Annotated in this window: 19 protein-coding genes and 1 riboswitch; of the genes, 18 read left to right on the top strand and 1 reads right to left on the bottom strand. The window is 31.0% G+C overall.

Going from position 1 to position 25,982, the window contains the following annotated elements; genetic code table 11:
- Window positions 1-25: 25 nt before the first annotated feature.
- The gene (locus ABNK64_RS04495) at window positions 26-1,237 is read left to right on the top strand and encodes an anaerobic sulfatase maturase (RefSeq protein ID WP_349763607.1); all 1,212 of its coding nucleotides are present in this window, start codon (window positions 26-28) and stop codon (window positions 1,235-1,237) included.
- A gap of 59 nt (window positions 1,238-1,296) precedes the next feature.
- Here the strand turns inward: ABNK64_RS04495 and ABNK64_RS04490 are convergent, their stop codons facing one another.
- The gene (locus ABNK64_RS04490) at window positions 1,297-2,307 is read right to left on the bottom strand and encodes a hypothetical protein (protein ID WP_291255609.1); all 1,011 of its coding nucleotides are present in this window, start codon (window positions 2,305-2,307) and stop codon (window positions 1,297-1,299) included.
- A 284-nt stretch (window positions 2,308-2,591) separates the two neighbouring features.
- Here ABNK64_RS04490 and ABNK64_RS04485 point away from each other — a divergent pair, with 284 nt between their 5' ends.
- From ABNK64_RS04485 to ABNK64_RS04405, 17 genes are all read left to right on the top strand, one after another.
- A complete protein-coding gene (locus tag ABNK64_RS04485; protein ID WP_291255608.1) occupies window positions 2,592-3,227 on the top strand; it encodes a bifunctional 2-keto-4-hydroxyglutarate aldolase/2-keto-3-deoxy-6-phosphogluconate aldolase in 636 nt (211 codons plus the stop codon).
- A gap of 18 nt (window positions 3,228-3,245) precedes the next feature.
- Complete coding sequence (locus ABNK64_RS04480; protein ID WP_291255607.1) at window positions 3,246-4,283, top strand: sugar kinase; 1,038 nt, start codon at window positions 3,246-3,248, stop codon at window positions 4,281-4,283.
- Between the two features lie 186 nt (window positions 4,284-4,469).
- Window positions 4,470-5,228, top strand: a complete 759-nt coding sequence (locus tag ABNK64_RS04475) for an IclR family transcriptional regulator (protein WP_291255606.1) — start codon at window positions 4,470-4,472, stop codon at window positions 5,226-5,228.
- A gap of 287 nt (window positions 5,229-5,515) precedes the next feature.
- A riboswitch (Lysine riboswitch) is annotated at window positions 5,516-5,687 on the top strand.
- A 71-nt stretch (window positions 5,688-5,758) separates the two neighbouring features.
- Window positions 5,759-6,355, top strand: coding sequence for a nucleoside recognition domain-containing protein (locus tag ABNK64_RS04470; protein ID WP_291255605.1), 597 nt, complete (start codon window positions 5,759-5,761; stop codon window positions 6,353-6,355).
- Between the two features lie 49 nt (window positions 6,356-6,404).
- Complete coding sequence (locus ABNK64_RS04465) at window positions 6,405-6,944, top strand: spore maturation protein (protein ID WP_291255604.1); 540 nt, start codon at window positions 6,405-6,407, stop codon at window positions 6,942-6,944.
- 21 nt (window positions 6,945-6,965) lie between these two features.
- On the top strand, window positions 6,966-8,618 hold the full coding sequence (dacB, locus tag ABNK64_RS04460) for a D-alanyl-D-alanine carboxypeptidase/D-alanyl-D-alanine endopeptidase (protein WP_349763606.1): 1,653 nt from the start codon (window positions 6,966-6,968) through the stop codon (window positions 8,616-8,618).
- A gap of 9 nt (window positions 8,619-8,627) precedes the next feature.
- Entirely contained in the window at window positions 8,628-9,551 is a 924-nt protein-coding gene (locus ABNK64_RS04455) for a S66 peptidase family protein (protein ID WP_349763605.1), read from the top strand.
- Window positions 9,552-9,796: 245 nt separating this feature from the next.
- A complete protein-coding gene (locus tag ABNK64_RS04450) occupies window positions 9,797-11,365 on the top strand; it encodes a ClC family H(+)/Cl(-) exchange transporter (RefSeq protein WP_349763604.1) in 1,569 nt (522 codons plus the stop codon).
- Between the two features lie 161 nt (window positions 11,366-11,526).
- On the top strand, window positions 11,527-11,961 hold the full coding sequence (locus ABNK64_RS04445; protein ID WP_291255600.1) for a MarR family winged helix-turn-helix transcriptional regulator: 435 nt from the start codon (window positions 11,527-11,529) through the stop codon (window positions 11,959-11,961).
- A 25-nt stretch (window positions 11,962-11,986) separates the two neighbouring features.
- Window positions 11,987-13,381, top strand: coding sequence for an MATE family efflux transporter (locus ABNK64_RS04440; protein ID WP_291255599.1), 1,395 nt, complete (start codon window positions 11,987-11,989; stop codon window positions 13,379-13,381).
- Window positions 13,382-13,420: 39 nt separating this feature from the next.
- Window positions 13,421-14,638: a peptidase T gene (gene pepT / locus ABNK64_RS04435; RefSeq protein WP_349763603.1), complete on the top strand. Its 1,218-nt coding sequence runs from the start codon at window positions 13,421-13,423 to the stop codon at window positions 14,636-14,638.
- 143 nt (window positions 14,639-14,781) lie between these two features.
- Entirely contained in the window at window positions 14,782-16,131 is a 1,350-nt protein-coding gene (locus tag ABNK64_RS04430) for a TrkH family potassium uptake protein (protein WP_349763602.1), read from the top strand.
- Between the two features lie 18 nt (window positions 16,132-16,149).
- The gene (locus ABNK64_RS04425) at window positions 16,150-16,806 is read left to right on the top strand and encodes a potassium channel family protein (RefSeq protein WP_291255596.1); all 657 of its coding nucleotides are present in this window, start codon (window positions 16,150-16,152) and stop codon (window positions 16,804-16,806) included.
- 27 nt (window positions 16,807-16,833) lie between these two features.
- A complete protein-coding gene (gene mnmG, locus ABNK64_RS04420) occupies window positions 16,834-18,717 on the top strand; it encodes a tRNA uridine-5-carboxymethylaminomethyl(34) synthesis enzyme MnmG (RefSeq protein ID WP_291255595.1) in 1,884 nt (627 codons plus the stop codon).
- Between the two features lies 1 nt (window position 18,718).
- Window positions 18,719-19,420: a 16S rRNA (guanine(527)-N(7))-methyltransferase RsmG gene (gene rsmG, locus ABNK64_RS04415; RefSeq protein WP_291255594.1), complete on the top strand. Its 702-nt coding sequence runs from the start codon at window positions 18,719-18,721 to the stop codon at window positions 19,418-19,420.
- 18 nt (window positions 19,421-19,438) lie between these two features.
- Window positions 19,439-23,878 (top strand): translocation/assembly module TamB domain-containing protein, encoded by a 4,440-nt coding sequence (locus ABNK64_RS04410; protein WP_349763601.1) that lies wholly within the window; start codon window positions 19,439-19,441, stop codon window positions 23,876-23,878.
- A gap of 11 nt (window positions 23,879-23,889) precedes the next feature.
- Window positions 23,890-25,974, top strand: coding sequence for a BamA/OMP85 family outer membrane protein (locus ABNK64_RS04405; RefSeq protein WP_300341420.1), 2,085 nt, complete (start codon window positions 23,890-23,892; stop codon window positions 25,972-25,974).
- The last annotated feature ends 8 nt before the right edge of the window (window positions 25,975-25,982 follow it).

Genomic DNA, 25,982 nt, shown 5'->3' with positions numbered 1-25,982 from the left:
GAACTTTGTTTTGGAGGAAAATATTATGTTAAATTTCATGATCAAACCTACTAGTTTTCAATGTAATATAGCTTGTAAATACTGCTTTTATTTAGAAAAAGAGAAGTTTATGCACTCTGAACTTAATAAAAAGGTTAAGTTTATGGATTTAGAAACAGCAAAAAAATTTATAGAAAAAAGAGTTACAGAGGGTAAAGATAGAGATATATATTTTACTTGGCAGGGTGGAGAACCACTATTAGCTGGGTTAGATTTCTATAAGGGAGTTGTTAGCTATCAAAAAGAATTAGCAAGATTATTTGGTAAAAAGATTCATAATGCCATTCAAACAAATGGGATATTAATTGATGAACAATGGGCTAAATTCTTAAAAAAACATGAATTTTTAGTAGGAATTTCAATTGATGGAGATCAGGAAATTCACGATATTTACAGAAGAACTGTGAACAATGGAAGTACATTTAGAAAAGTTAGTAAAGGATTGAGATATTTAGAACAGTATGGAGTTGAATATAATACTCTTACAGTAGTAAACAATTTTAATGTGAAATATCCATTAGAAACATACAAATTTCTTAAATCTATAGGAGCGAAATTTATGCAATTTATTCCAGTTGTAGAAACATTGGATAATGATGAAAATTTTAAACCGAATTGGATAGATGACAGAGAATTTAATGCAAGAGTGAGTGACTTTTCAGTTGATCCAGTAGCTTATTCAGAATTTATGAATAAAATTTTTGATGTTTGGATAAAAAAGGATATAACTAAAATCTCAATTCGTATGTTTGATTCATTGTTAACAAGATTTTCAGGGTATGAACCAACTCTTTGCATATTTAGAGAGAAGTGTGGTGGAAGTAATATAGCATTAGAGAGTGATGGAATGCTATATCAGTGTGATCACTTTGTTTATCCAGAATCTCAGTTTAAAATTGGAAATTTTCAAGAATTAAACTTGAATGAGATTGAAGGGCTAAGTGATAAATTATCTCAAAAAAAACAGGATATCAGTTCTAAATGTAGAGAGTGTAAGTGGCTTGAACTATGTCATGGTGGTTGTCCAAAACATAGGTTTATTAATTTAAATTCATCAGGTGAGAGAATAAGTTATTTCTGTGAAGCTTATCAAAGAATGTTTGAACATATGACTCCGGGGTTAAATTTGATGGTGGAATTTAAGGAAAAACATATTCCTTGGGAACTATTTGCAGGGGCAGTAGAAAAGATATATTAGATAATTTATAGCAATAGATAGAAAAGCTAAAGAGAGTTTCTTCTCCTTAGCTTTTTTGTTTACTTATACTCTCCCAACATAAATCTATAAAATGAAGGGTTTACATAGATCTCTTTTGTTTTTAATTTTATATTTTTATTTTTTGCTAATTCTTTTATTAAGGCATTTGATTTTTCAGGTAAAGTTAGTACATAAGCAACATAATCGTCTTGTTCAGCAATATTGACAATTAACTTTTCAAAACCTTCAACTTTTTCTGTTTGCATAAAAGGTTGCCACCAAGAATCAAAGATAAGTCCCTTTTCATCAACCTCATCTTTTTTAGCATACTTTTCAATAAGTTTTATAAATTGTAATTTTTCATCTTTATTTTTAAATTCAAATTGTAGATCATACTCAAGAGGAGTGATAACAATCTGTCCATTTTTCATTACAATATTAGGAGTAGCTGGTTCTCCCCAATCAGGCATATGAAGATAAGCTGAAGTTTTAGGTTCAATTTGAACTTTTGCATCAAGATGCTCACTCTTCATAAGAGCTAGAAGTTGTCCAGCATGTTTTATACCATTGTGACCATAAGTTAAAGAGAGTTCAGGATTAAAATTGGTAACTGCATCTTTTCTTTTAACATTATATCCTGTTGTTAATCCTTTAGATAGAGCTATATTTAAACTATCAATTAGTGGATTTTTTTTGATTACTTCAAAAGAAGAGTACTGTTGGTTCATTCTATTAATAATATTTTTATCTGAAACATTTCCAAGATAATTTTGATGAGAGTTTTTATAGTTATCTACGTATGTGTTTAAGATGTTTTCAATATCCTTAGAACTATTTAATTCATCAATTGTAATAGCACCTAGATCAACTAGTACAGATTTTGAAATCAATTCATCTAACTTCTCTTTTTTTAATCTTTTGTAGTTTTTTAGGTTCTTTTCAACTTTTTCTTGAGAGTAAGTGTTAACTACTTCAAACATATCTAATTTTTTTAAGCTTTCGTTGTAGATATCTTGAGCAAATAATGAAAAGCTTAAAAGTATAGAACCTATTAATAATCTTTTTTTCATAAATCTTCTCCTTTTTTTAATTAAATAGATTTTACAACAGCTATTATATCATATTTTAAAAAATTATAGAAAAATTATTTGATAGTCTAAAAAATTTTATATATGAAAAAAATATTTTCTTGAAAGTAGAAATTATACAATATTTGAGGAAATTTAAAATATACTAGTATCTTTTTGTTTCATATATAAAACTTAATGCTGAATTATTTTCTTGAATTTAAGATAAAATTATTATATATTTATAGTAAGAAATAAACAAAATTTTTCTTTTAGGAGGAAACGAAATGCTAAAAAAATATAAAATATTAGAAAAACTTGCTGATATAGGAATTGTAGCTGTAGTAAGAGGAGAGAATGTAGCTGAGGGAGTTAGAATCTCTAAGGCTTGTACAAAAGGTGGAATACCAGCTATTGAAGTAACTTATACTGTTCCTGGAGCAACGGAAGTTATAAAAGCTCTTAAAGAGCAAGATACAAATAATGAAATGGTTATAGGTGCAGGAACTGTATTAGATGCAGCTACTGCTAGAATAGCTATACTTGCTGGAGCAGAGTTTATAGTGTCACCTGGATTTGATAAAGAGACTGCTAAGTTATGTAATCTTTATCAAGTACCATATATGCCAGGTTGTATGACTATAACTGAGATGACAAAAGCTATGCAATATGGTGCTGATATTATAAAACTATTCCCTGGAAGTGCTTTTGGACCTTCATTTGTAAAAGCTGTAAAAGCTCCATTACCTCATGCAAATATAATGCCTACTGGTGGAGTTAGTTTAGACAATATGGAAGAATGGTTTAAAAATGGTGTAATAGCAGTAGGGGCTGGAGGAAAATTAGCTTCTGGAACAGATGAAGAGATCATAGCAACTGCTCAAGCATTTAGAAAAAAATTATTAGAAATAAGAAATAAGTAGTATCTTGGAGGAAAATTAATGAGTAAAATATTTGATTTTACAGAAAAAGAGTTTGGTTTAGTTTGTTGTGGAGAGATGATTATGAGATTATCTCCTTTAAATAATGAGATGCTTATTCAAGGAAATCTTTTGACAAAACAGATGGGTGGAGCAGAGTTTAACGTAGCTAGTTCAGTATCTATTTTGGGAGAAAAGACAGCAATGTTAACAACTTTACCAAACAATGAATTGGGAAAATTTGCTAGAAAATCAATGACATTAAATGGTGTAGCTGATGATTTTTTAATCTATGATGACAGTAAATACAAACGTATGCCTATATACTATTATGAGTATGGATCATCACCTAGAAAACCAAATGTTACTTATGATAGATTAAATTCATCTTTCCAAAGAATGACAGTAAATGAAGTAAATCCAGAAGTATATGGAAAAACTAAAATTTTTCATACAAGTGGAATATCATTAGGGCTTTGTGAAACTTCTATGACTTTAACAAAGGATCTAATTTCAAACTTTAAAAAAGGTGGAGCATTGGTGTCTTTTGATGTAAACTTCAGAAGAAATCTATGGTCAGAGCCTGAGGCAAAGGTTGAAATAGAGAAGATACTTCCAGATGTAGATATATTATTTGCTTCAGAAGAAACTTTTAGAAAGATGTTTGAAAAGACAGGAGATCTAAAAGATATTATAAGAGCATTTGCAAAAGAGTATGATCTATCATTTATAGCTTCTACTCAAAGAGTTGTAAACTCTCCTAAATCTCATAATTTCTCATCATTAGTATATGATAGAAAGTCAGATACATTCTATTCAGAAAGAGCTTATGAAAATATTGAGATAGTTGACAGAATAGGAAGTGGAGATGCTTATGTAGCAGGAGTACTATATGGAATCCTACACTTTAATGAGGCAGAAAGAGCAATGAAATATGGAAATGCTAACTCTGTTTTAAAGAATACGATAGTTGGAGATATTTCTTGTGCTGATTCAACTCTTGTAGAGAGCATTATAGCAGACCATGACAATGGAAATACATCTGAGATGAACAGATAATTAATATTTAACTAAAAATAATTTAACAATATAGCAGGAGGGAACTACTTTTGATACAGGGTAGTTTTTTCCTGTTTTTTGGAAAATTGAAGATTTTTGAAGTAAAATTATTAAAATAAATCTGAAAATATGTTATTATAAGATAGAAGGTAATAAAAGAAAGAGTTTATATCAGGAGGAAGTAAGTTGAGTGAAAAATCAAAGGTTCCAGCTATAGATAAAGCAGATAAGATATTTAACTATTTATACTATAAATACTCTGCAACTCAAAGTTCCATAGCAAAAGATTTGGGACTTTCTAAAGCTACAGTGAATAGATTGTTAGAAGTATTGACAAATTTGAAATATTTAAATTTTGAGGATAAAGAGTATACATTGGGAGAAAAATTTTACTTTTTTTCAAATAGAAATGAGAAATATACTCTCTTGAAGAATGTAACCTATCCATATTTAGAAGCACTTTCATTGAAGTTTAAAGAGACATTTAAGTTAAGCGTGTTGGATAATGATAAGATAAGAACCATTTCAACTGTTGAGAGTAGTGATATAATAAAGGTTTCAGTTTCAGAGAATGCAATATTTCCACTTCATGCAGGGGCAGCTAGTAAATTACTTATTTGCCAGTTAAGTGAAAATAGATTGAATAAACTTTTACCTAAGATACTCCCTAAGTATACAGAGAACACAATTATAGATAGAGAGATTTTAAAAAAAGCATTATTAAAAATCAATTTACAAAAAATCTCTTATGACAATATGGAACATTCCAATAATATAAAAGCAGTTGCTCTTCCAATATTAGACAATAGAAATAGAATTGTAGCAGCTATAAGTTGTCCATGTTTTCCAGATAATTTGACAGAGGAGAAGTTAAAATTAATAGTTGAAGAGATAAAAATAGCGTGTGAAGAGATAGGTAAAAAATTAGATTATTTTATAAAATAGATACAAAAAACACTTCTAGATAGTAGAGGTGTTTTTTATTTATAATATCAAATAATTATAAAGTCCAAAAAACGATAAAGAAGCCCCTTCGGCCTCAGGACTTCTTTATACGTAGAAATTAAAATGTAATTTAAGGAAATGTCTTATGACAATATTATTATAGCATATATTTTGTTATTGTCAATAAATATTTTGTAAATCTAAATAAAATATTTTTTTTAATATCTCTATATATAAAATATATTGTACAAAAAACGGTAATTATAGTATACTTACAATATAAATTGAATAAAGATAGAGAGCAGAGGACAAGAGTAAGAGTATATAGCTTGGCAGGCGTTATGATACTTTGAAAGGGGAATTTGCTGAAGTAAAAAAGAGGGCTGAACTTTTTTATTGGCACTATAAACAATATTTATAGTGTTTGTCATTAGTTTCTAATGAAGTACTATCTAGAGGGATACTTAGTAGATTATCACAGTTCAGCTGTGATTTTTTTATTTTAAATTAAATTTTAGAGGAGGATTTTTATGATTAATGCAATATGGTGTGGTTTAATAGTGATTGGAATTTTAGTTGGGATATTTACTGGGAATGTACAGGCAGTAACAGATTCAGCTATCTCTAGTGCTAGTACAGCAGTGACACTATCTATGGAGATGATAGGGGTTATGGCTCTATGGCTGGGACTTATGAAGGTAGCAGAGGAAGCTGGAATGGTAAAAGCTTTAGGTAAGGCAATGAAGCCTTTAATGGTAAAATTATTTCCAGAAGTACCAGCAGATCATCCTGCAATGGGAAGTATAGTTGCAAATATGGCAGCAAACTTTTTTGGATTGGGAAATGCAGCTACTCCATTAGGAATAAAGGCAATGCAAGAGTTACAACTATTAAATGATAATAAAGATGAGGCGACAAACTCAATGGTTATGTTTTTAGCAATAAATACATCTTCAGTGACACTGATCTCATCAAGTACTATAGCTTATAGAGTGGCAGCAGGATCTGCAAATGCTACTGAAATAATAGCTCCAACAATAATAGCAACTATTGTTTCAACTATAGTAGCAGTAGTGTCTTGTAAGTTTTTAGAGAAATTACCAGCATATAGAAGAGAAAAAATATAAAAGAGATTGAAATAATATTAAAATTTTAGTAGAATTTAGGAGGAGAAATATGTTTGTAAGAATAATGGAGAGTATATCACTTTATGCAATTCCTTTAATTATATTAATAATAGTGGGATATGCTTACTTTGTAAAAAAAGTAAAGGTTTATGAAGTATTTTGTGAAGGAGCTAAGGAAGGTTTTAATACAGCTATAAGAATAATACCTTTTTTAGTTGCTATGTTAGTTGCTATAGGAATATTTAGAGCTTCTGGATGTATAGATATAATGTTGAAAGTATTAGATCCAGTATTCTCAATAATAGGTATGCCTGGAGAGGTATTACCAATGGCAATTTTAAGACCTCTATCTGGAGGAGGAGCTACAGGAGTTATGAATGATCTGATGATAACTTATGGACCAGATTCATTAATAGGTAGAATAGCTTCAACTATGATGGGATCAACTGAAACAACTTTTTATGTTCTTGCAGTATATTTTGGAGCAGTAAGCATAAGAAAAACAAGACATGCAGTATTAGCAGGACTATTAGCAGACCTAGCAGGATTATTAACAGCAGTATGGATTTGTAGAATTATGTTTGCATAAAAATATAATTTGGAGAAGAAGATGGTAAAATTAAAATGTTTTGTACTAGCTTTAGTTTTATTGACAGGTTGTAGTAATACACATATACCAGTTGATATTCTAAAAAATGAAGATGTAGCAGTAGAGGAAATCTCAACAGAAAATGAAGTGAAAGCACCGGGGCAAATATTAAATGAGCTGGAGAGTGAGTTTTACAAGGAAGATGAGGGTTCTGAAGAGGTAAAGAGTGAGTTAGTTGAACAGGAGAAAGTTGAACCAGTAGAAACGGTTGTTGAAGAGGTAAAAAATGAAGTAGTAGAGGTAAAGCCGGAGAAAAAACAGGAGGTTCAAGAGAAAAAAATCACTCAAACAAGGGAGCAAAGAGCAGTAGAAAGATTTGTTAACCTAGAGATGTTACAGTATAGCAATATAGGAATTAGTATTGTTGATTTACAGAAGGGAAAACAGGTGGCTTCATATAATGAGAAGAGAGCTGTAACTCCAGCATCAATAATGAAAGTGATAACATCATCTACAGCTATTCAGAAGTTAGGAGCAGATACAAAACTAGAAACAAAGCTACTATATGATGGAAAGATAGACCCTAAAGGGATATTGATAGGGGATATATATATAATAGGTGGTGGAGACCCAACTCTTGGATCTGATGGTGTAAAGATAGATAGAATGGCTTTTATAAATGATTGGATAGCCAAGATAAAATCAGCAGGTATAAAGGGAGTAAAAGGGGATATAATTGTAATAGATAATCTTTTTGGATATGTTGGAGTTGAAGAAAAATGGTTATTAGAGGATTTTGGAACTAGCTATGGACAGGGAGTTTATGGAATAAGTGTCTTTGACAACCTATATACTTTAACTTTAAATTCTGGAGAGAAAGGTGTTGAAATTTTAGAGGTAAAACCTAAGATTCCTGGATTGAAATTTGAAAATAGATTGAAGATATCACCAAAAGGACGTAGAGATTTTTCTGTTAGAGGTTTACCACTTGAGAACAAGAGAGTTTTGACTGGAGAGGTACCTAAGAACTCAAAGATAGTAGTACAGAGTGATATTCCTAATCCAGGATTATTTTTAGGTGAGTATTTAAAAAGTAATTTAAACTCAGCAAACATAAAGGTCAATGGAAAGGTAAAAACAGCTAGAGATACATCTAAAAGAGCTAAAAATCCGAAGATATTAGCTGTGACAAAATCTGCACCAATAAAAGAGATGGTAAGAACTCTATTAAAAAGAAGTGATAACCACTATACAGAACATCTATTCCAATTGTTAAAACTTCAAGATGTTAATATAGAGGAGTTTTGGAAAGAGAAGGGTATAGATACAAAGGTATTGAACATGGACGATGGAAGTGGATTATCAAGAGGTGATTATGTATCAGCAGAGTTATTGACAGGTATAGTAGCATATATGTATCAAAACTATCCTGCTTATATTAAATTACTTCCTAGAGGTGGTTATGAGGGTACAGTTCACGACTTTTTAAATCCTAAAAAGTTTGATGGAGAAGTGAGAATAAAAAGTGGTAGTATGGGTGGAATACAATCATATACTGGATATATAAAAAAAGATGGTAGAGAGTATGCCTTTACTATCATAGTAAACCATTGGAATGGAAGTAGAAGAAAGTTGAAAAATGAGATGGAAAAATTACTGATAGATCTATTTTAGAGGTGATATATGTTAGGGAAAAAATTAAAAAAAGGTGATACTATTGGAATTGTAGCACCAGCAAGTAATACCTCTTTTGAGAGAGTTTTAGAGGCTAAGAAGAACATAGAGGCTATGGGGTATAAAGTAATTTTAGGAGAGTGTACTAAAAAAGAGTGGTACTCTTATGCTGGGACTGATATAGAGAGAGCTCAAGAGATAAATGAATTTTTTGCAAATAAAGAGGTATCAGCAATAATGTGTATGCGTGGTGGTTATGGTTGCAATAGAATAGTAGAGTACTTAGATTTGGATGTAATCAGAGAAAATCCTAAAATATTTATAGGATATAGTGATATAACTACATTACACATAGCACTAAATGAGAGAGCTCAGCTTGTGACATTTCATGGACCTATGGCTGTGAGCAATTTTTCAGGAAGCTATAACGAGGAGAGTTATAAAAACTTTGTAGAGGTACTTTCAAGCTCTTCAAAAGAGATAGAGATAAAAAATTTTTCAAAAGAGATTGGAGTGATATCTCACGGAAGAGCTAGAGGTGTACTCGTAGGAGGGAATTTAGCAACTCTTATAGCCACTCTAGGAACAGAGTATGACTTGGATTATAGAGATAAGATACTGTTTTTAGAGGAGATAGGTGAGAAAACTTACAAGGTTGATAGATTTTTAAATCAATTAAAAAAACATGGAGTTTTGGATAAAGTTCAAGGTGTTGTATTGGGTGATTTTAAAAATTGTGAGCCTGATTCTGAAAAGGATATGCCACTATTAGAGGTTTTTGAAGATTATTTTAAAAATTTAGGAAAGCCAGTACTGTATAATTTGGAGAGTGGGCATAGTGAGCCTATGTTAACACTACCATTGGGAGCTCTTTGTGAAATTGATAGTGAAAATAAAAGTATAAAAATAATTGAAAAAGTTGTAGTAGATTAGATTCAATAATTATGAACAATAAAATAGAATAGAATATAGTAAAAATAAAATATTAAATTATAAAACTATGAACAAAATTAATTTTTTTTTGATAGATAGAAAAGGAAAACTAAAGTTGGTATAATGCATATAGTAATATTTCTATATGCCTGCCAATAATATATAGAAATAAAAAAAATAGTTGAATAACAACAGAAAAAATATTAAAATAGAAGAGTTAGATAATAGAAATCTGGAGGTTGCTAATGAAAACGGAAACAGCAGCAGATAATCTAAAGCTCTTACAAAAAGGGAGTGGAAAGTTATATTTGCTATGTGTAGTGGTGGGAGCCTTGACAGGATTTACAGTATCTCTTTATAGATTGGCTTTAAACCTTTTTAACCATTTTAGAACTGAGGTAATAGGTAACTCTTTGGAAGGAAAACCATATTTTGTATTTGTTATTTGGTTATTTTTTGTTTTGATCGGATTATTTGTAGATTACATATCTAGAAAATATCCCAAAATATCCGGAAGTGGTATTCCACAAGTAAAAGGAATACTATTAAGACAATTAGATTATTGTAAGTGGCTACAGGAGCTAATTGCAAAATTTATAGCTGGTCTTATGAGTATAGGTGCTGGACTTTCTCTAGGAAGAGAGGGACCATCAGTACAGTTAGGGTCATATATAGGTTTTGGAATGACAAAGATTTTTGATCGTGATACTATCGAGAAAAAATATCTTGTAACTAGTGGAGCTAGTGCGGGATTATCTGGTGCTTTTGGAGCTCCATTATCGGGAGTTATATTTGCATTGGAGGAGCTGCATAAATTCATCTCTGCAAAGTTACTAATCTGTACATTTTTAGCTAGTATAGCCTCTGATTTTGTTGGAAGAAGAATATTTGGAATGAATCCTTCATTTGATTTGATTGCTTTATATCCAAAAAATATGAATCCATACTATCAGTTTATACTTTATATCTTACTTGGAGTTATTATTGCGTTTTTTGGTAAACTGTTTACAGTAACTCTAATAAAGGTACAGGACAGATTTAAAAGCATAAAACTACCTAGATGGGTAAAGATCTCATTTGTTATGTCTACATCTTTTCTATTCTGTTATTTTTTACCAGAGGTAACAGGTGGAGGACATGAACTAGTGGAAGAGATGGCTGGAGGAAATAGAACAATACAGTTATTGATGATAATATTCATAGTAAAACTATTTTTTACAGCACTATGCTATGCAACAGGGTTTGCAGGAGGAATTTTCTTACCTATGCTAGTTTTAGGAGCTATTATTGGTAAGATATATGGACTTACACTTATAAAGTATTTTGATATAGGAATAGGAGCTGTTCCACACTTTATGGTTTTAGGAATGGCTGGATACTTTGTGGCTGTAGTAAGAGCACCAATTACCGGGGCAGTATTGATACTAGAGATGACAGGAAATTTAGATCATCTATTAGCATTGGTAACAGTTTCTGTAATAGCTTACTATGTAACAGAGCTTTTAGGATTGGAACCTGTCTATGAGATATTATTTGAGCGTATGCCAAAAGATACACCTAAAGAGGAAGAGGTCTGTAAGAGTAAAACAATCATAACAGTACCAGTGGCAGCAGAATCAGAGCTGGATGGAAAAAAAATATGTGAAGTGGCTTGGGAACGTGATATTTTAGTTGTGGCAATCACAAGAAGTGAACACGAGATTATTCCTAAGGGGGATACTGTTATTGAGAGTGGAGATCAATTGACACTTTTACTTCCAGAGAGCAAGGTTTTTAAGATGAAGGAGCTTTTATACAAGCAGGGTAGTCATTAATAGATAAAAAAGAAAGAATATAAGTGAAAGAGAGATATGTAAGTATCTCTCTCTTTTTAATTTTTGATTAATTATAGTTGAGAGTAGTTCCAAATTTTTCAGTAAAAATAGTTTGATATAAAACTAATTTTATGATAAACTATTATGGAAAGGAGAGAGCGATGGAAAATTTTGAGATAAGAAATACACTTTTTAGTTATATAAGTAGGGTACAACATCGAGGTGCTATCTATATTGAGGAGTTATTGAGAGAAAAGGGGATAGATAATTTAGTGTATTCCCATATTAGAATCATTATAATATTAAGTGTTTATAAAAAGTTATCAATGAAGGAGATAAGTAATTTAATAAGCAAAGATAAATCAACAGTGACCTCTCTTGTAAATAAGCTAGAGAGAATGGGTTATGTGAAAAAAACTGCTTCTACAGAGGATAAAAGAGTTATATATCTCACTTTGGAAGAAAAAGCTGATGAGATTATAGAAACAGTATTTCAAGTTACAAAAGTTTTTCATAAGAGAGTGGAAAAGATATTAACAAAAGAGGAGATAAACCAACTTTTTTGTTTGATGGAAAAATTAGTTGAAAATTTTTAAAGTATTTTAAGGAGAGGATTTTATAATGGAGAAAAAACATCAATTGATGGGAACGGAAAAGATTACAAAGTTGCTGATACAGTTTTCTTTACCAGCTATAATAGGTATGCTAGTAAATGCTCTGTACAACATTGTAGATAGAATATATATAGGAAATATAGCAAAAGTAGGACACCTAGCTATAGCAGGTGTTGGAATAAGTTTTCCAGTAGTGATTTTTGTATTTGGTTTTTCTATACTGATTGGTTTGGGGTCGGCTACAAACTCATCATTAAACTTGGGAAAAAAGAGAAAAGAGGAAGCTGAAAGATATTTGGGAACTGCAGTGTTTTTTGGTTTTATAATCTCCGTAATATTGATGGTGTTTATTCTATGGAGATTGGATTGGCTGATAGAAAAGTTAGGTGGAAGTGAAAATACAACTATCTATGCCAAAGAGTATCTGAAAATTTTAGCTTTTGGATTTCCTGCAGCAGTGGTTGGATATGTTGCTAACGCTTCTATACGTTCAGATGGAAATCCTAAAATGGCAATGGCAACACTACTTATTGGAGCAATTACTAATATAGTATTGGATCCAATATTTATATTTTATTTGAATATGGGAGTGAGAGGTGCTGCTTGGGCAACAATAATCTCTCAATATGTATCAGGTATATGGGCATTATATTATTTCACTTCAAAATTTAGTGGAATGAAATTACATATGAAAAATTTTAGATTGGATGTAGTTAAAATAAAGAACATTCTATCTTTAGGAAGTGCTCCTTTTGCTATACAGATGGGAGCTAGTATAGTAAACTATATATATAATAGCACATTGAAAGATTATGGTGGAGATAGTGCTATTGGAGCAATGGCAATAGTTCAAGCTGTAATAACATTTATGCTAATGCCTATTTTTGGAATAAATCAAGGATTACAACCTATATTAGGATATAACTATGGGGCAAGATACTATCCCAGAGTAAAAGAGGCTTTTTTCAAGGCTATCTTTGCAGCTACAGTTCTATGTGTTATAGATTTTTTAGCTATTCAATTCTTATCAAAATACTTTATAAATATCTTTACTCAAGAGAAAGAGTTAGTAAGAATAGCTTCAGTTGGGTTGAAAATACAGACTTTTATGTTACCATTAATAGGGTTCCAGATAATCTCATCAATCTATTTCCAAGCTATAGGAAAACCTAAGATGAGTTTTTTCATGAGTTTAACTAGACAGATAATTGTGTTGGTTCCTAGTATATTTATAATGTCTAAATTGTTTGGTGTTGCTGGAATATGGTATGCAGCTCCTGTGTCTGATTTTATTGCTGCAGTATTGACTTTTATATTTATAAGATTGGAGTTAAAGCATCTTAAAGAGTTGGAGGAAAAGGTAAGAGGAGATAGAGAAAATATAGTTGAAAAAAACTCTTAAAAGTTTTACAATATATTAAACTAAATAGGGGGGATACTGATGATAACAAGATTTTTAAAGTATGTAAAGACAGCAACAGATTCAAATCCAGAGAGTGAACAATGTCCAAGTAGTGAGATCCAATGGGATTTAGCTAAGATAATAGTTGAAGATCTAAAGGAGTTGGGATTAGAGGAGATATCATTAGATGACAATTGCTATATTATGGCAAAGTTACCAGCTAATTGTGATGATAAGATTCCAACAATAGGATTTATAGCACATATGGATACAGCACCTAGTTATAATGGAAAGGGTGTAAATCCAAGAATAGTAGAGGGGTATAATGGTGGAGATATAGTATTAAATGAAGCTGAAAACATAGTACTATCACCAAAAGATTTTCAACATTTAAATGATTATATAGGACAGGATCTTATTGTAACTGATGGAAAAAGCTTGTTAGGAGCAGATGATAAAGCTGGAATAGTTGAGATAATAGAAGCTATAAAATATTTAAAAGCTCATCCAGAGATCAAACATGGAGATATTAAGATAGGATTTACACCAGATGAGGAGATAGGAAGAGGAGCAGATCTATTTGATGTTAAAAAATTTGGTTGTGAGTTTGCATATACAGTAGATGGAGGAGAGATAGGAGAGTTGGAGTATGAAAACTTTAATGCTGCCTCTGCTGTGATTAAGATTAAAGGTAGAGATATCCACCCAGGAAGTGCTAAAAACAGTATGATTAACTCTATAATAATAGCTATGGAGTTAAACTCAATGTTACCAAGTGATCAAAGACCAGAGCATACAGAAAACTATGAGGGATTCTTCTTGCTAGATGAATTTACAGGAACAGTTGAGGATACAACAATGACATATATTATAAGAGATCACTCAATGGCTAAATTCAATGAGAAGAAGGAGCTTATAAAAAATGCTGTAGCATATCTTCAAGCTAAATATAAGGATGCAGTAATTGAGATAGAGGTAAAAGATAGTTACTACAATATGAGAGAGAAGATAGAACCTGTGATGCATATTATTGAACTTGCAAAAAAATCAATGGAAGAGTTGGAGATAGCTCCTAAGATAAGACCAATAAGAGGTGGAACAGATGGAGCAAGATTATCATTTGAAGGGTTACCATGTCCAAATCTATTTACAGGTGGTCATAACTTCCATGGAAAATTTGAGTATATTCCAATACAATCAATGGAAAAAGCTAGAGATCTAATAGTAAAAATTATAGAAAATACAGCAAAATTATAAAAAGATAAGAGTTGTTATAGCAGGAGCTATAGCGACTCTTATTATTTTTTACAAGAGAATTCATAGTTGTAAAATACTAAAGAATCCTGTATAATATGAAGATAGAGAAAAATTAAAATTGAGTTAAATCAGAAAGGAATAAGATGAATATACAGGAAACAAAGGAGTATTTAAAAAAACTTTCTCCTTCAAGAAAGTTGATACTTGGTTTTTTATTGGCAATATTGATAGGAACCATTCTATTGATGATGCCTTTTTCATTGAATGAAGGTGAGAGCCTGAGTTTTATATCATCACTATTTACAATTGTTTCAGCTATATGTGTAACAGGGCTTACAGTAGTTGATACAGCTACAGTATTCTCTCCAATAGGGACTACTATTATCATATTCTTTATACAACTGGGTGGATTGGGAGTTATGACTTTTTCCTCTATACTATTTTTAGCTACTGGAAAGAAGATGACATTTCATGAGAGAGAGTTGTTAAAAGAGGAGAGAAATGCTGATAACAGTGGAGAGATAGCAGACTTTATAAAGAAATTATTATTTATAGTTTTTACAATAGAGAGTATTGGAGCTATAATATTGACAATGGAATTTATGGATCAGATGAGTTTTTGGAAGGCGTTGTATTTTGGAGTTTTCCATTCGATTTCAGCCTTTTGTAATGCTGGATTTGCCCTATTTTCTAATAACTTAGAGGGATTTAAATCCAATGTTACTGTAAACTTAACTATAGGATATTTGATTACACTGGGAGGAATTGGATTTGCAGTAATTACCTCATTTGTTGCAGTAATTAGAAATGGAATAGATAGATTTAATCTGACTTCAAAAATGGCTATATTGATATCAATAATGCTAACTTTTGGTGGAATGATACTATTTTTATTGTTAGAATATTCCAATCCAGATACCTTAGGAGATCTGAATTTTATACAGAAAATATTAGCTTCATACTTCCAAAGTGTAACTTTGAGAACAGCAGGATTTAATACAATTCCACTTGGAAATTTAAGAGATGCAACTATTTTTATAAGTTGTATTCTAATGTTTATAGGAGCTTCACCAGGATCAACAGGTGGAGGTATAAAGACTACAACTTTTGGAATAATTATGTTCTATGTGATTGGTATAGTAAAGAAAAAAGAGAATATAGAGGTATTTAATAGAAGAATAGATTGGGAGATTTTGAACAGGGCCTTAGCAATACTTGTAATAGGAATTACATATGTGGCATTTATCATCACTTGTATCTTGGTTGTGGAGAGTTTTCCAATGGAACAAGTTGTATTTGAGGTAATTTCAGCTTTTGGAACAGTTGGGTTAACTTTAGGAATCACACCATATTTGAGTGTTTTCTCAAAAATTCTAATAATTATCACAATGTTTGTAGGAAGATTGGGACCACTTACTTTTGCTTTGGCAATAGGTGAGAGTAAAAATAAAGCTATATCAAAATACCCGAAAGAGAATATATTAGTAGGATAAAATTAAGGAGCGAAAATAATGAAACAATATTTAGTAATAGGATTAGGAAGGTTTGGAACGAGTGTAGCTCAGACGTTATATGAGTCAAATGAAGAGGTACTTGCTATTGATACTGATGAGGAGATAGTACAGGATTGCATAAGTGAAAATACAGTGGACAATGCTATAATGCTTGATGCAACAGATGTGAAGAGCTTAAAAGAGATAGGTGCTGGAAATTATGATATAGCATTTGTATGTGTAGGAGAGATTGAACCGAGTATAATGATAACTCTAAATTTAAAAGAGTTAGGAGTAAAGAAGATAATAGCTAAGGCTGTTACTAAAAGTCATGGAAAAGTACTAGCTAAGATAGGAGCAACTAAGGTAATCTATCCAGAAGAGTATATGGGAAGAAGAGTTGCACAACTTGCAATGGAACCAAATTTAGTTGAGCACTTGAGATTTTCAGCAGACTTTTTACTATTAGAGGTAAAAGCACCATCTGTTTTTTGGGGTAAGAGTATAATTGAATTGGATATTAGAAAGAAATACAATTCCAATGTAGTGGGAATAAAGAAAGAGGATCAGAGTTTTAATCCAAACCCTTTAGCAACAACTATGATTGAAAAGGGAGACGTATTACTTATGATAACTGATGATAAAACAGCAGACTTTTTTGAGAATTTGAAATAAATTTAGAATAGATTTTAGGAGGATAAAATGCATAATTTTGATGTCATTGTAGTAGGAGCAGGACATGCAGGTTGTGAAGCTGCTCTAAGTGCAGCAAGAATGGGTGCAAATACTGCAATTTTTACAATAACTTTGGACAATATAGGAGTGATGTCATGTAACCCATCAATAGGTGGACCAGCAAAATCTCACTTAGTTAAGGAGATAGATGCTCTAGGTGGAGAGATGGGAAGAAATATAGATAAAACTTTTGTACAGATCAGAGTTTTGAATACTAAAAAAGGGCCAGCAGTAAGAGCTTTAAGAGCACAAGCTGACAAGGTTAAGTATGCAAAAGAGATGAAGAAAACAATAGAAAACTGCCCTAACCTAAATGCTATACAGGGAATGGTAACAGATATAGTAATTGAAGATGGGAAAGCGGTAGGAGTTAAGATTAGAGAGGGTGTTGAGTATAGAGCTAAGATGGTAATACTAGCCACTGGAACTTTTATGAGAGGACTTATTCACGTGGGAGAGAACCATTTTAGTGGTGGAAGAATGGGAGAGTTATCTTCTGATGATCTACCACTATCTTTAGAAAGAGCTGGAATAAAACTAGGAAGATTCAAGACTGGAACACCATCAAGAATAGATGCTAGAAGTATAGATTTTTCAAAAGTAGAGGAGCAACCTGGGGATACAGAGCTATTAAAATTCTCTAGTAGAACAAAAGATGAAGAGGTATTGGGAAGAGAACAGATCTCTTGCTACATAGCTCATACAAATGAAAAAGTTCATGAAATAATTAAGAGTAACAAGGATAGATCACCGTTATTTAATGGAACAATTCAAGGAACAGGACCTAGATACTGCCCATCAATAGAGGATAAAGTTTTTAGATATCAGGATAAAGATCAACATCATCTTTTCTTAGAGAGAGAGGGAAACGAGACAACTGAGATCTATTTAGGAGGGTTGTCATCTTCATTACCAACAGATGTACAAGAGGGAATGATAAAAAATGTTGCTGGTCTAGAAAATGCACATGTAATGAGATATGCTTATGCAATAGAGTATGATTATATTCCACCACAAGAGATAAAATACTCATTGGAGAGTAGAACAGTTGAGAATCTATTTTTAGCTGGACAGATAAATGGAACTTCTGGATATGAAGAGGCAGGAGCTCAGGGGCTTATGGCTGGAATTAACGCTGTTAGAAAAATTCAAAATAAAGAGGCAGTAGTATTGGATAGAGCAGATTCATATATTGGAACTCTAATTGATGACTTGGTAACTAAGGGAACAAATGAGCCGTATAGAATGTTCACAGCAAGAAGTGAGTATAGATTACTATTGAGAGAGGACAATGCTGATTTAAGACTTTCAAAGATAGGATATGAGATTGGACTACTACCTGAAGAGGAATATAGAAGAGTTGAAAAGAAAGAAAAAGATGTGGAAGAGATAAAAGAGAAGTTAGCAACAAACTATGTTGGACCAAGTAATCCTAGAGTAAATGAGGTACTTGAAAAGAGAGGGGAGACTCTATTAAAAGATGGAATCACTTATTTCGAACTTTTAAGAAGACCAACTGTAACATTTGAAGATGTAAAATATATTGCAGAATTGGGAAATTTAGAGTTAGGTGATTATTGCAGAGATACAGAGTATCAAGTTGAAGTTCAAGTTAAATATTCTGGATATATAGAGAGATCTATGAAGATGATAGAAAAACATAAAAGCTTAGAAAATAAAAAAATACCAGCAGACTTAGATTATGATAGTCTAACAAATATTCCAAAAGAAGCAAAAGATAAATTGAAAAAGGCGAAACCATTAAATATAGGACAAGCCTCAAGAATTTCAGGGGTATCACCTGCAGATATACAAGTGTTGTTGATATATTTAAAAGCGAGAGGTAATTAAGATGAGAGAGTTCTTAGTAAATGGATTGAAAGAGATTGGAGTAGAGTATACTGAAAAGAAGGTTGATAATCTTCTAAAGTACCTAACTCTTTTACAAGAGTATAACTCACACACTAATTTAACAGCTGTAAGAGATGAAAAATCTATGATAGAGAAGCATTTTCTAGATTCTTTACTGCTACAAAATCTGTTAGATGACAGTATGAAAACTGCTATTGATGTGGGAACAGGAGCTGGATTTCCAGGAATGGTACTAGCTATTTTTAATGAGAATATAAAATTTACATTGATGGATTCTATTGGAAAGAAGACAAAATTTTTACAATTAGTAAAAGATGAGTTAAATCTTGAAAATGTTGAGGTAGTTACATCAAGAGCTGAAGATTATATAAGTGATGAAAAAAGAGAAAGCTATGATTTAGGGCTTTGTAGAGGGGTGTCAAAGTTAAGTACAATATTAGAATATATAATCCCTTTCTTGAAGAAAGATGGAGTCTTCCTTTCTCAAAAAATGGAGGGAACAGGAGAGGAAACTGAAGCACAAAATGCTTTAGAAATTTTAAACTCTGAAATTATAGAGATATTTAATTTTGAACTTCCATTCTGTAAAGATCCAAGAGTAGTTATAAAGATTGAAAAAAGAGAAAAAACAGATAAAAAATATCCAAGAAGGTCAGGTATACCTTTAAAAAGACCTTTATAGGAGAAAGGAAGAGAGGAAATGACAGATTTTTATAAGAAAAATAGAAAAAAACTTATATTTGTTACTTTCCTCTTTTTATTGTTTTTTGGAGTTGCTTGGAATATAAAGTACAATTTGCCAAAAACAGTAGAAGTGGTGGTAAGGTTATTTGTAGGACCTACATTTAAAAGTAGCAGTATAGAATTTGAAAAAGAAAAGATAGTAATAAAAGATTTTATATTAGCAGATGGGGAAGAGGTAATTATAGATACTCCAAAAGTGGAGATCCTCTATTCAAAAGATATTTTAAAGAGGAAAAGGATAGATGAGATCATCATAGATGGAGGAACTGCAAATATAACTAGAAGAAAAAATGGAGATATAAATATAGTTGCAGCTTTTACTGGAGAGAGTGAACCTGAAGAGGAGAAAAAAGAGAAACCTAAAGATGAGAAATATGAACCTGGGATAGGAATCCCTATAGACAAGATAACGGGTATAAATGTAACAACTGTATTTAGAGATTTAGGATATAGATTACCAATAGAAGAGACAGCTTATAATACCAATGGATATCTAACTTTTAGCGAGAGTGAGGGAATAAATCTACACTTTATTGGAAGTAATAAGGAACAGGTGTATGACTTTGCCTTCTCTACGAGTAAAGAGCCATACTCTATGACTATAAAACTTAAGGATATAGATGTAAAAACAGAGTTGGTACAGTATGGTTATGATGGAAAAGAGGTATCATACAATGGTGGGAAATTGAATATGGATCTCACTATAGCATCTAGTGGTATGTTAGGTTGGATAAACTTTGATGGGGTAAATGTAAAATATATTGATCTAGCTGATGAAGTGAAAGAAGTAACTGGAAAAGTTGAGTTTACCAAAGAGGGTATATTTTTAAACGCTATTGGTAAAGTATTTGAAAAACCAGAAAAATTCACACTTTCATATAAGGATAATGAGCTTAATATAGATTTTAAATTAAAGGATATTAAGCAGAAAGATTTAGAAAAACTATCATATTTAGATGGAGTGGAGCTACCATTCAAAAATCTAGTTGTTAATGATGTAAAATTTAATCTCAACTTAAAAAATGAGTTGAAGATAAATATTGATGCCTTTGTAAAGAGGGCTGAATTGGAGCAGTTGAGATTGAATGATACCCAAGTAAAGCTTATCTATGATAAGTCCGGTATACATCTACCAATAATCTCCACAGATCTAGCTACCTTAGATAAGGAGAAAAATGTAGGGATAGAGGAGAAGATAACTGGGACATTTGATCTTATAGATAAGAGAGGAATGTTAAAATTTAAAGTGGAGAATGTAAATAATAAGAGTTACATTCCAAATATCAATGGAGATCTGAATTTTGATATTTTAGAGGATCAAATTGCTATTGTGTTAGATTCTAACATAATTGATTTAGAGGGAAAATATTTTACTAAAGAGAAAAAAATCCAGTTAGATAAGAAAAATCAATACTTTTTAGAATACAGTTTAGCTGATAAGAAGTTTTCTGATGGAAAAGGGAGAATAGGGTTAAATATTTTTGATCTAGATATTATATTTGACTATGCAATAGATAAGAATAGATTTTTATTAAATGAGGCCTCTATAATAAATGGTAAGAAAAAAGAGTTAGAGCTAACTGGAGAGATTGATTTAGAAAACAGTTCCTATGCTTTCAATATGGACGGGCAGAACTTGGATATCAAAAGAAAGTTGGGAGAGGAAGAGTTTTGGATAAAAGGGAAAATCCTTGGAACTTTAAAGAGTGAAAATGGTAAATTTAATGGAGATTTAGACATTCACTCACTGTATCTAAAATATCTAGGAGAGGTTCAAAATATTCACGGTAAGGTTTTATTAAATAATAAAAACAACTTATTTTTTGAGTATCAAGGAGAGATAGATAAACTTTCTTATGAAAATTACAGTCTAAATGGAGTTATAGTTTCATTGAGGCTGAAAGATGATATTTTTGAAATTAAAAATTTTAACAATCAGCTTTTGACTATAAATGGAAGCTATGATCTTAAAACATCAAAATTAAAAGGAAAATTAGAGACAAATGGTTTATCATTGGAAAGATTTAATATTGATTTCCCTAAGATCAAATTAAATAAAGTTACTGCAAGTATAGATGGGAATCTGGAGAATCCTATAGGAAAGATAAGTATTTCAGATGTTGGAATAAGTTTTAAAAATGAGGAAGAGATTAAAATTACTGGAGAGATCAACTATAAGGATAAGGTAGTAACAACTAATAATGTTAAGATAAACCAAAATATATTGAAAGCTAGATACTCAGTAAAAGATGGAAAGTATAGAGCCAAGTTAAATATATTGGAAGAGAATATAGGACGTTATTATAACTATGAAAATTTAAAATATAGAGTGATTGGAACAGTAGTGGCTGAAGGAGAGAATAAAAAGTTAAAAGTTGGGCTAAAATCCACAGTTGATAAGGTATATATGAATGGAATGATTTTTCCTACAGCATATATTGAAGCTGATTATTCAGCAGAGAATTTAAATGATGGAATAGTTAAGTTAAAAAATCTAACTTTTAGCAATCAAAATCTACAAGATCTATTTACTGTTACAGGAAGTTATGATCTACCTAACAACTTCTTGGAGGTAAAGGTAGATAAGCAGGAACTGCCACTAGCTAAATTGAAAGATTATATTCCAATAGATGGTGTTGAAGGTAAACTCTATTTAGAGGGGAAATTATTGGGAGAGTTAGATGATTTAAACTATAACTTTTCTATTTTAAGTAGTGAGATTGATGTAAAAAAAGTTAAGTTTAATACAATTAGAGTGTTTCTATCTGGAGATATGAAAGAGGTAAAATTAGATGAACTCTCATTTAAATATTTACATAATAAATTCTCATCAGATGGAGAGTATAATATTACAGAGAACAGATATAGATATTATGCAAAATCATCTAACATAGATTTAGATTTTTTAAATGTATTTTTAGAACCTTATAATATCTCAGATATAAGGGGAAATGCTGAGTTTGATTTAAAAATAACTGACAGTAGAAATGATGGATTTATTAAAATAAAAAATTTAAATTTAGAAAAAAAAGATTTTTTCTTGAAATTACAAGAATTTAACAGTACAATAGGATTAGAGAATAATAAAATATCTATAAAAGATTTTTCTGGAAAGTTGAATGATGGGGATTTAGGAGTTAAAGGAGAGATAATTTTTCCAACATTGAAAGACATTTCAGATAATCCATACTACTATGAAAATATAAAATATAATGGAAATTTAAAATTAAATGGTATAAAATATAGATATGGTGATTATTTTAATGTTGATTTTAGTGCTAATATAGGAATAAGAGAGAAGGATATCAGAGGAAATATTGAGATTGAAAAAGGTTTGGTATCAGAGATACCAAATACATCTAAGAGTATTTTTCAAAAGATAAAAGAGTTTTTATTTAGCTCTACATCTAAAACTATAAATCAGAGTGAAGATCTAGGAAGCGATTTTAAAATAGAGAGTATAATTGAAAATGCCCCTTCAATTGATGTTAGAATAAAAATAAATGAAGGAATAAAATTGGATATAGGGGATATAAATGGCTTAGTAGAGGATATAAAAGGAAATGTTATAGGTAATGGAGTTTTATCAGGAAAGAATGGAAAGTACACTTTTATTGGAAATACAGAGGTCTTAGGTGGAAGCTTTAACCTCAATGATAACACTTTTTATTTGGATAGAGCAGTTGTTATATTTAACGATCCTAAGAGTTATCTACCAAAAGTAAATCCAAATCTTTTAATAGATGCTAGAGTGTTAGTGCAAGATGATCAGATCGGTTTAAGTTTAAACGGTAATCTAGATAATTTAAAATTTACTATTAGTTCTAGAAATGGAAGTAGTAGTGGAAACTTAAACTCACTTTTAACAGATACAGATAGTTTTGGAGAGAATAATGAGGCAACTACAACTTTGATTACAAATGTAATTGGAGGACAGATAACACAGGTATTAAAACCTATAGCTAATCTAGTAAAACATACATTAAATATATCGAAGTTTAGAATAAGCTCAAACCTTTTGACTCAGAATACAAAAAATAGTTCTAACAATAATGATGATAAAAGTCAGAGTAGTTTAAAATTAGGTGCAGTATTAGAGGCAGAAGATAATATATATAAGGATAAAATATGGTGGGTTGCAAAAGGAACACTATTGGAGGAGGATAATACAGGAAACAATAAGCAAGAGGAGAGTAACGGAGCATTTAAAGAGTATGACTTCTCATTGGAATACAGATTTGATGCTGTAAAATCTATTGGAGTAGGAGTTGGAAAGTTACCAGAAAACAGAAAAAAAACATCAGATAAAGAATCTAAAGAGAATTTAAATTATCATATAGACTTTAAATTTGAGAAAAAATATGATAAGCTAATAGATATCTTTATAAATAAATAGTGGAGGTAGAGATGAGAAAAAGAATAGCTGGACTACTGATCTTTGTATTAAGTATTTTCTCCTTTGCTGATGTTACTAACTATCAAGTAACAAAGGTGGAGATAATAAATAATAGAGAGATTCCTTACGAAGTAATACTGGGGAGTATGAAGTCAAAAGAGGGGCAAAAATACATAACAGAGGATATGATATCAGACTATAAATCAATTAAAGATTTAGAGTATGTAGATGATGTATCTATATATCCAACTGTCTATGACAATGGTATTAAGCTTACTGTTGATGTAACAGAAAAGAAGGATACTAAAAAATTATTGGAGTCAAAAGGGATAATTCCTCTATCAGAGAGAGAAAAAGTAGATAAGAGTATAGTTGTATCAGAGATTGATATAATAGGAAATACTCATGTACCAACTAAAGAGATAAGAGCTATGATTCCTGTTCAAGCTGGTGGATATTTTTCAAAGAATAAGGTTATAGAGGGACATAAAAACCTTATTGAGAGCGGATATTTTAGAGATGTAATGCCAGATGTTGTAAAATCAGGAAAGGGTGTAAAAGTAATATACCACGTTCTTGAAAATCCAATCATAAATGGAGTTAATATAATAGGAAACACAGTTTATTCTACAGATGAACTTATGGAAGTAATCAAAACTGAACCTGGAAAGATATTTAACATCAACACAATCAGAGGGGACAGAGATAGAATAATCCAAAAATATCAAGATGCTGGTTATGTTCTTGCTGAAGTTACAGATATTGGGCTTAATGCAAACCTTGAACTTGAAATTTATTTAAGTGAAGGTATAGTTAGAAATATCGAGTTTAAAAAGATGGTAACAAAACAAAAAGGAGCTAGAAGAAAGGCTACTGATGATGTTTTAAAGACAAAATCATATGTAGTTGAAAGAGAGTTAGAGTTCCATGAAAATGAGATATTCAACTCTAAAAAATATGATGATACAGTACAAAATCTAATGAGATTAGGACATTTTAAAAATGTTAAATATGAAGCTAGAAATATACCTGGAGATCCAGATGGAAAAAATATAGTCCTTTTATTGGATGAAGAGAGAACTGCAATACTTCAAGGAGCTATATCTTATGGTTCTGAGATTGGACTATTGGGAACAATTTCAATAAAAGATACTAACTGGAAAGGAAAAGGACAAGAGTTAGGATTTACATTTGAAAAATCAGATGAAGATTACTCAAGTTTCTCAATAAATTTCTATGATCCTTGGATAAAAGGAACTGATAGAATATCTTGGGGATGGAGCATCTATAAGAATACTTATGAAGATGATGATAGTGCAATATTCAATGAGATAGATACTATTGGAGCTAAATTTAACATAGGAAAAGGATTGAGCAAAAATGTTAGATTGAGCTTAGGAACAAAAGTTGAGTATGTAGAAGAGACTTCTGATAAAGATCAGTTTATAGAGAGAAATGGAGTAACTGAATGGAGAAGTTACCCTGGAAGAGAAGCTAAGGGTCTAGATGATAAATATGTTATCTGGAGTATATTCCCTTCAATAACTTATGATACAAGAAATCATTTCTGGAATCCAACTGCTGGAGAGTATGGAAAATTACAACTAGAAGTGGGATATGCTAATGGTTATGAGGGAGATGTTTTTGGAAACATAACACTTGAACTTAGAAAATACCACAGAGGATTCTTCAAGAAAAATACCTTTGCTTATAGAGCAGTAACTGGAATAATGACAGACACTACTAAAGAGGGTCAAAGATTCTGGGTAGGTGGAGGAAGCACACTTAGAGGATATGACGGTGGATTCTACAAAGGAACAAAAAAATTAGTAGGAACTATAGAGAATAGAACACAATTTAATGATATTTTAGGATTTGTTGTTTTCTTTGATGCTGGAAGAGCTTGGGATTATGAAGGAAGAGACCTATCATATCAACATGATGATAAATTTGCAAATGATGTAGCTATGGCAGCAGGAGTAGGACTTAGAGTAAATACACCAATAGGTCCATTAAGATTTGACTTTGGATGGCCAATAGGTAATGATGATGCTAGTGGAATGGAATTCTATTTCAATATGGGTCAATCATTCTAATATAGATA

Origin of the sequence: Fusobacterium sp. SYSU M8D902 (genome assembly GCF_040199715.1) — a bacterium.
Taxonomy (GTDB): domain Bacteria; phylum Fusobacteriota; class Fusobacteriia; order Fusobacteriales; family Fusobacteriaceae; genus Fusobacterium_A.
The sequence above is the reverse complement of the archived record's forward strand: the minus strand, read 5'-3'. Positions and strand labels throughout refer to the sequence as shown.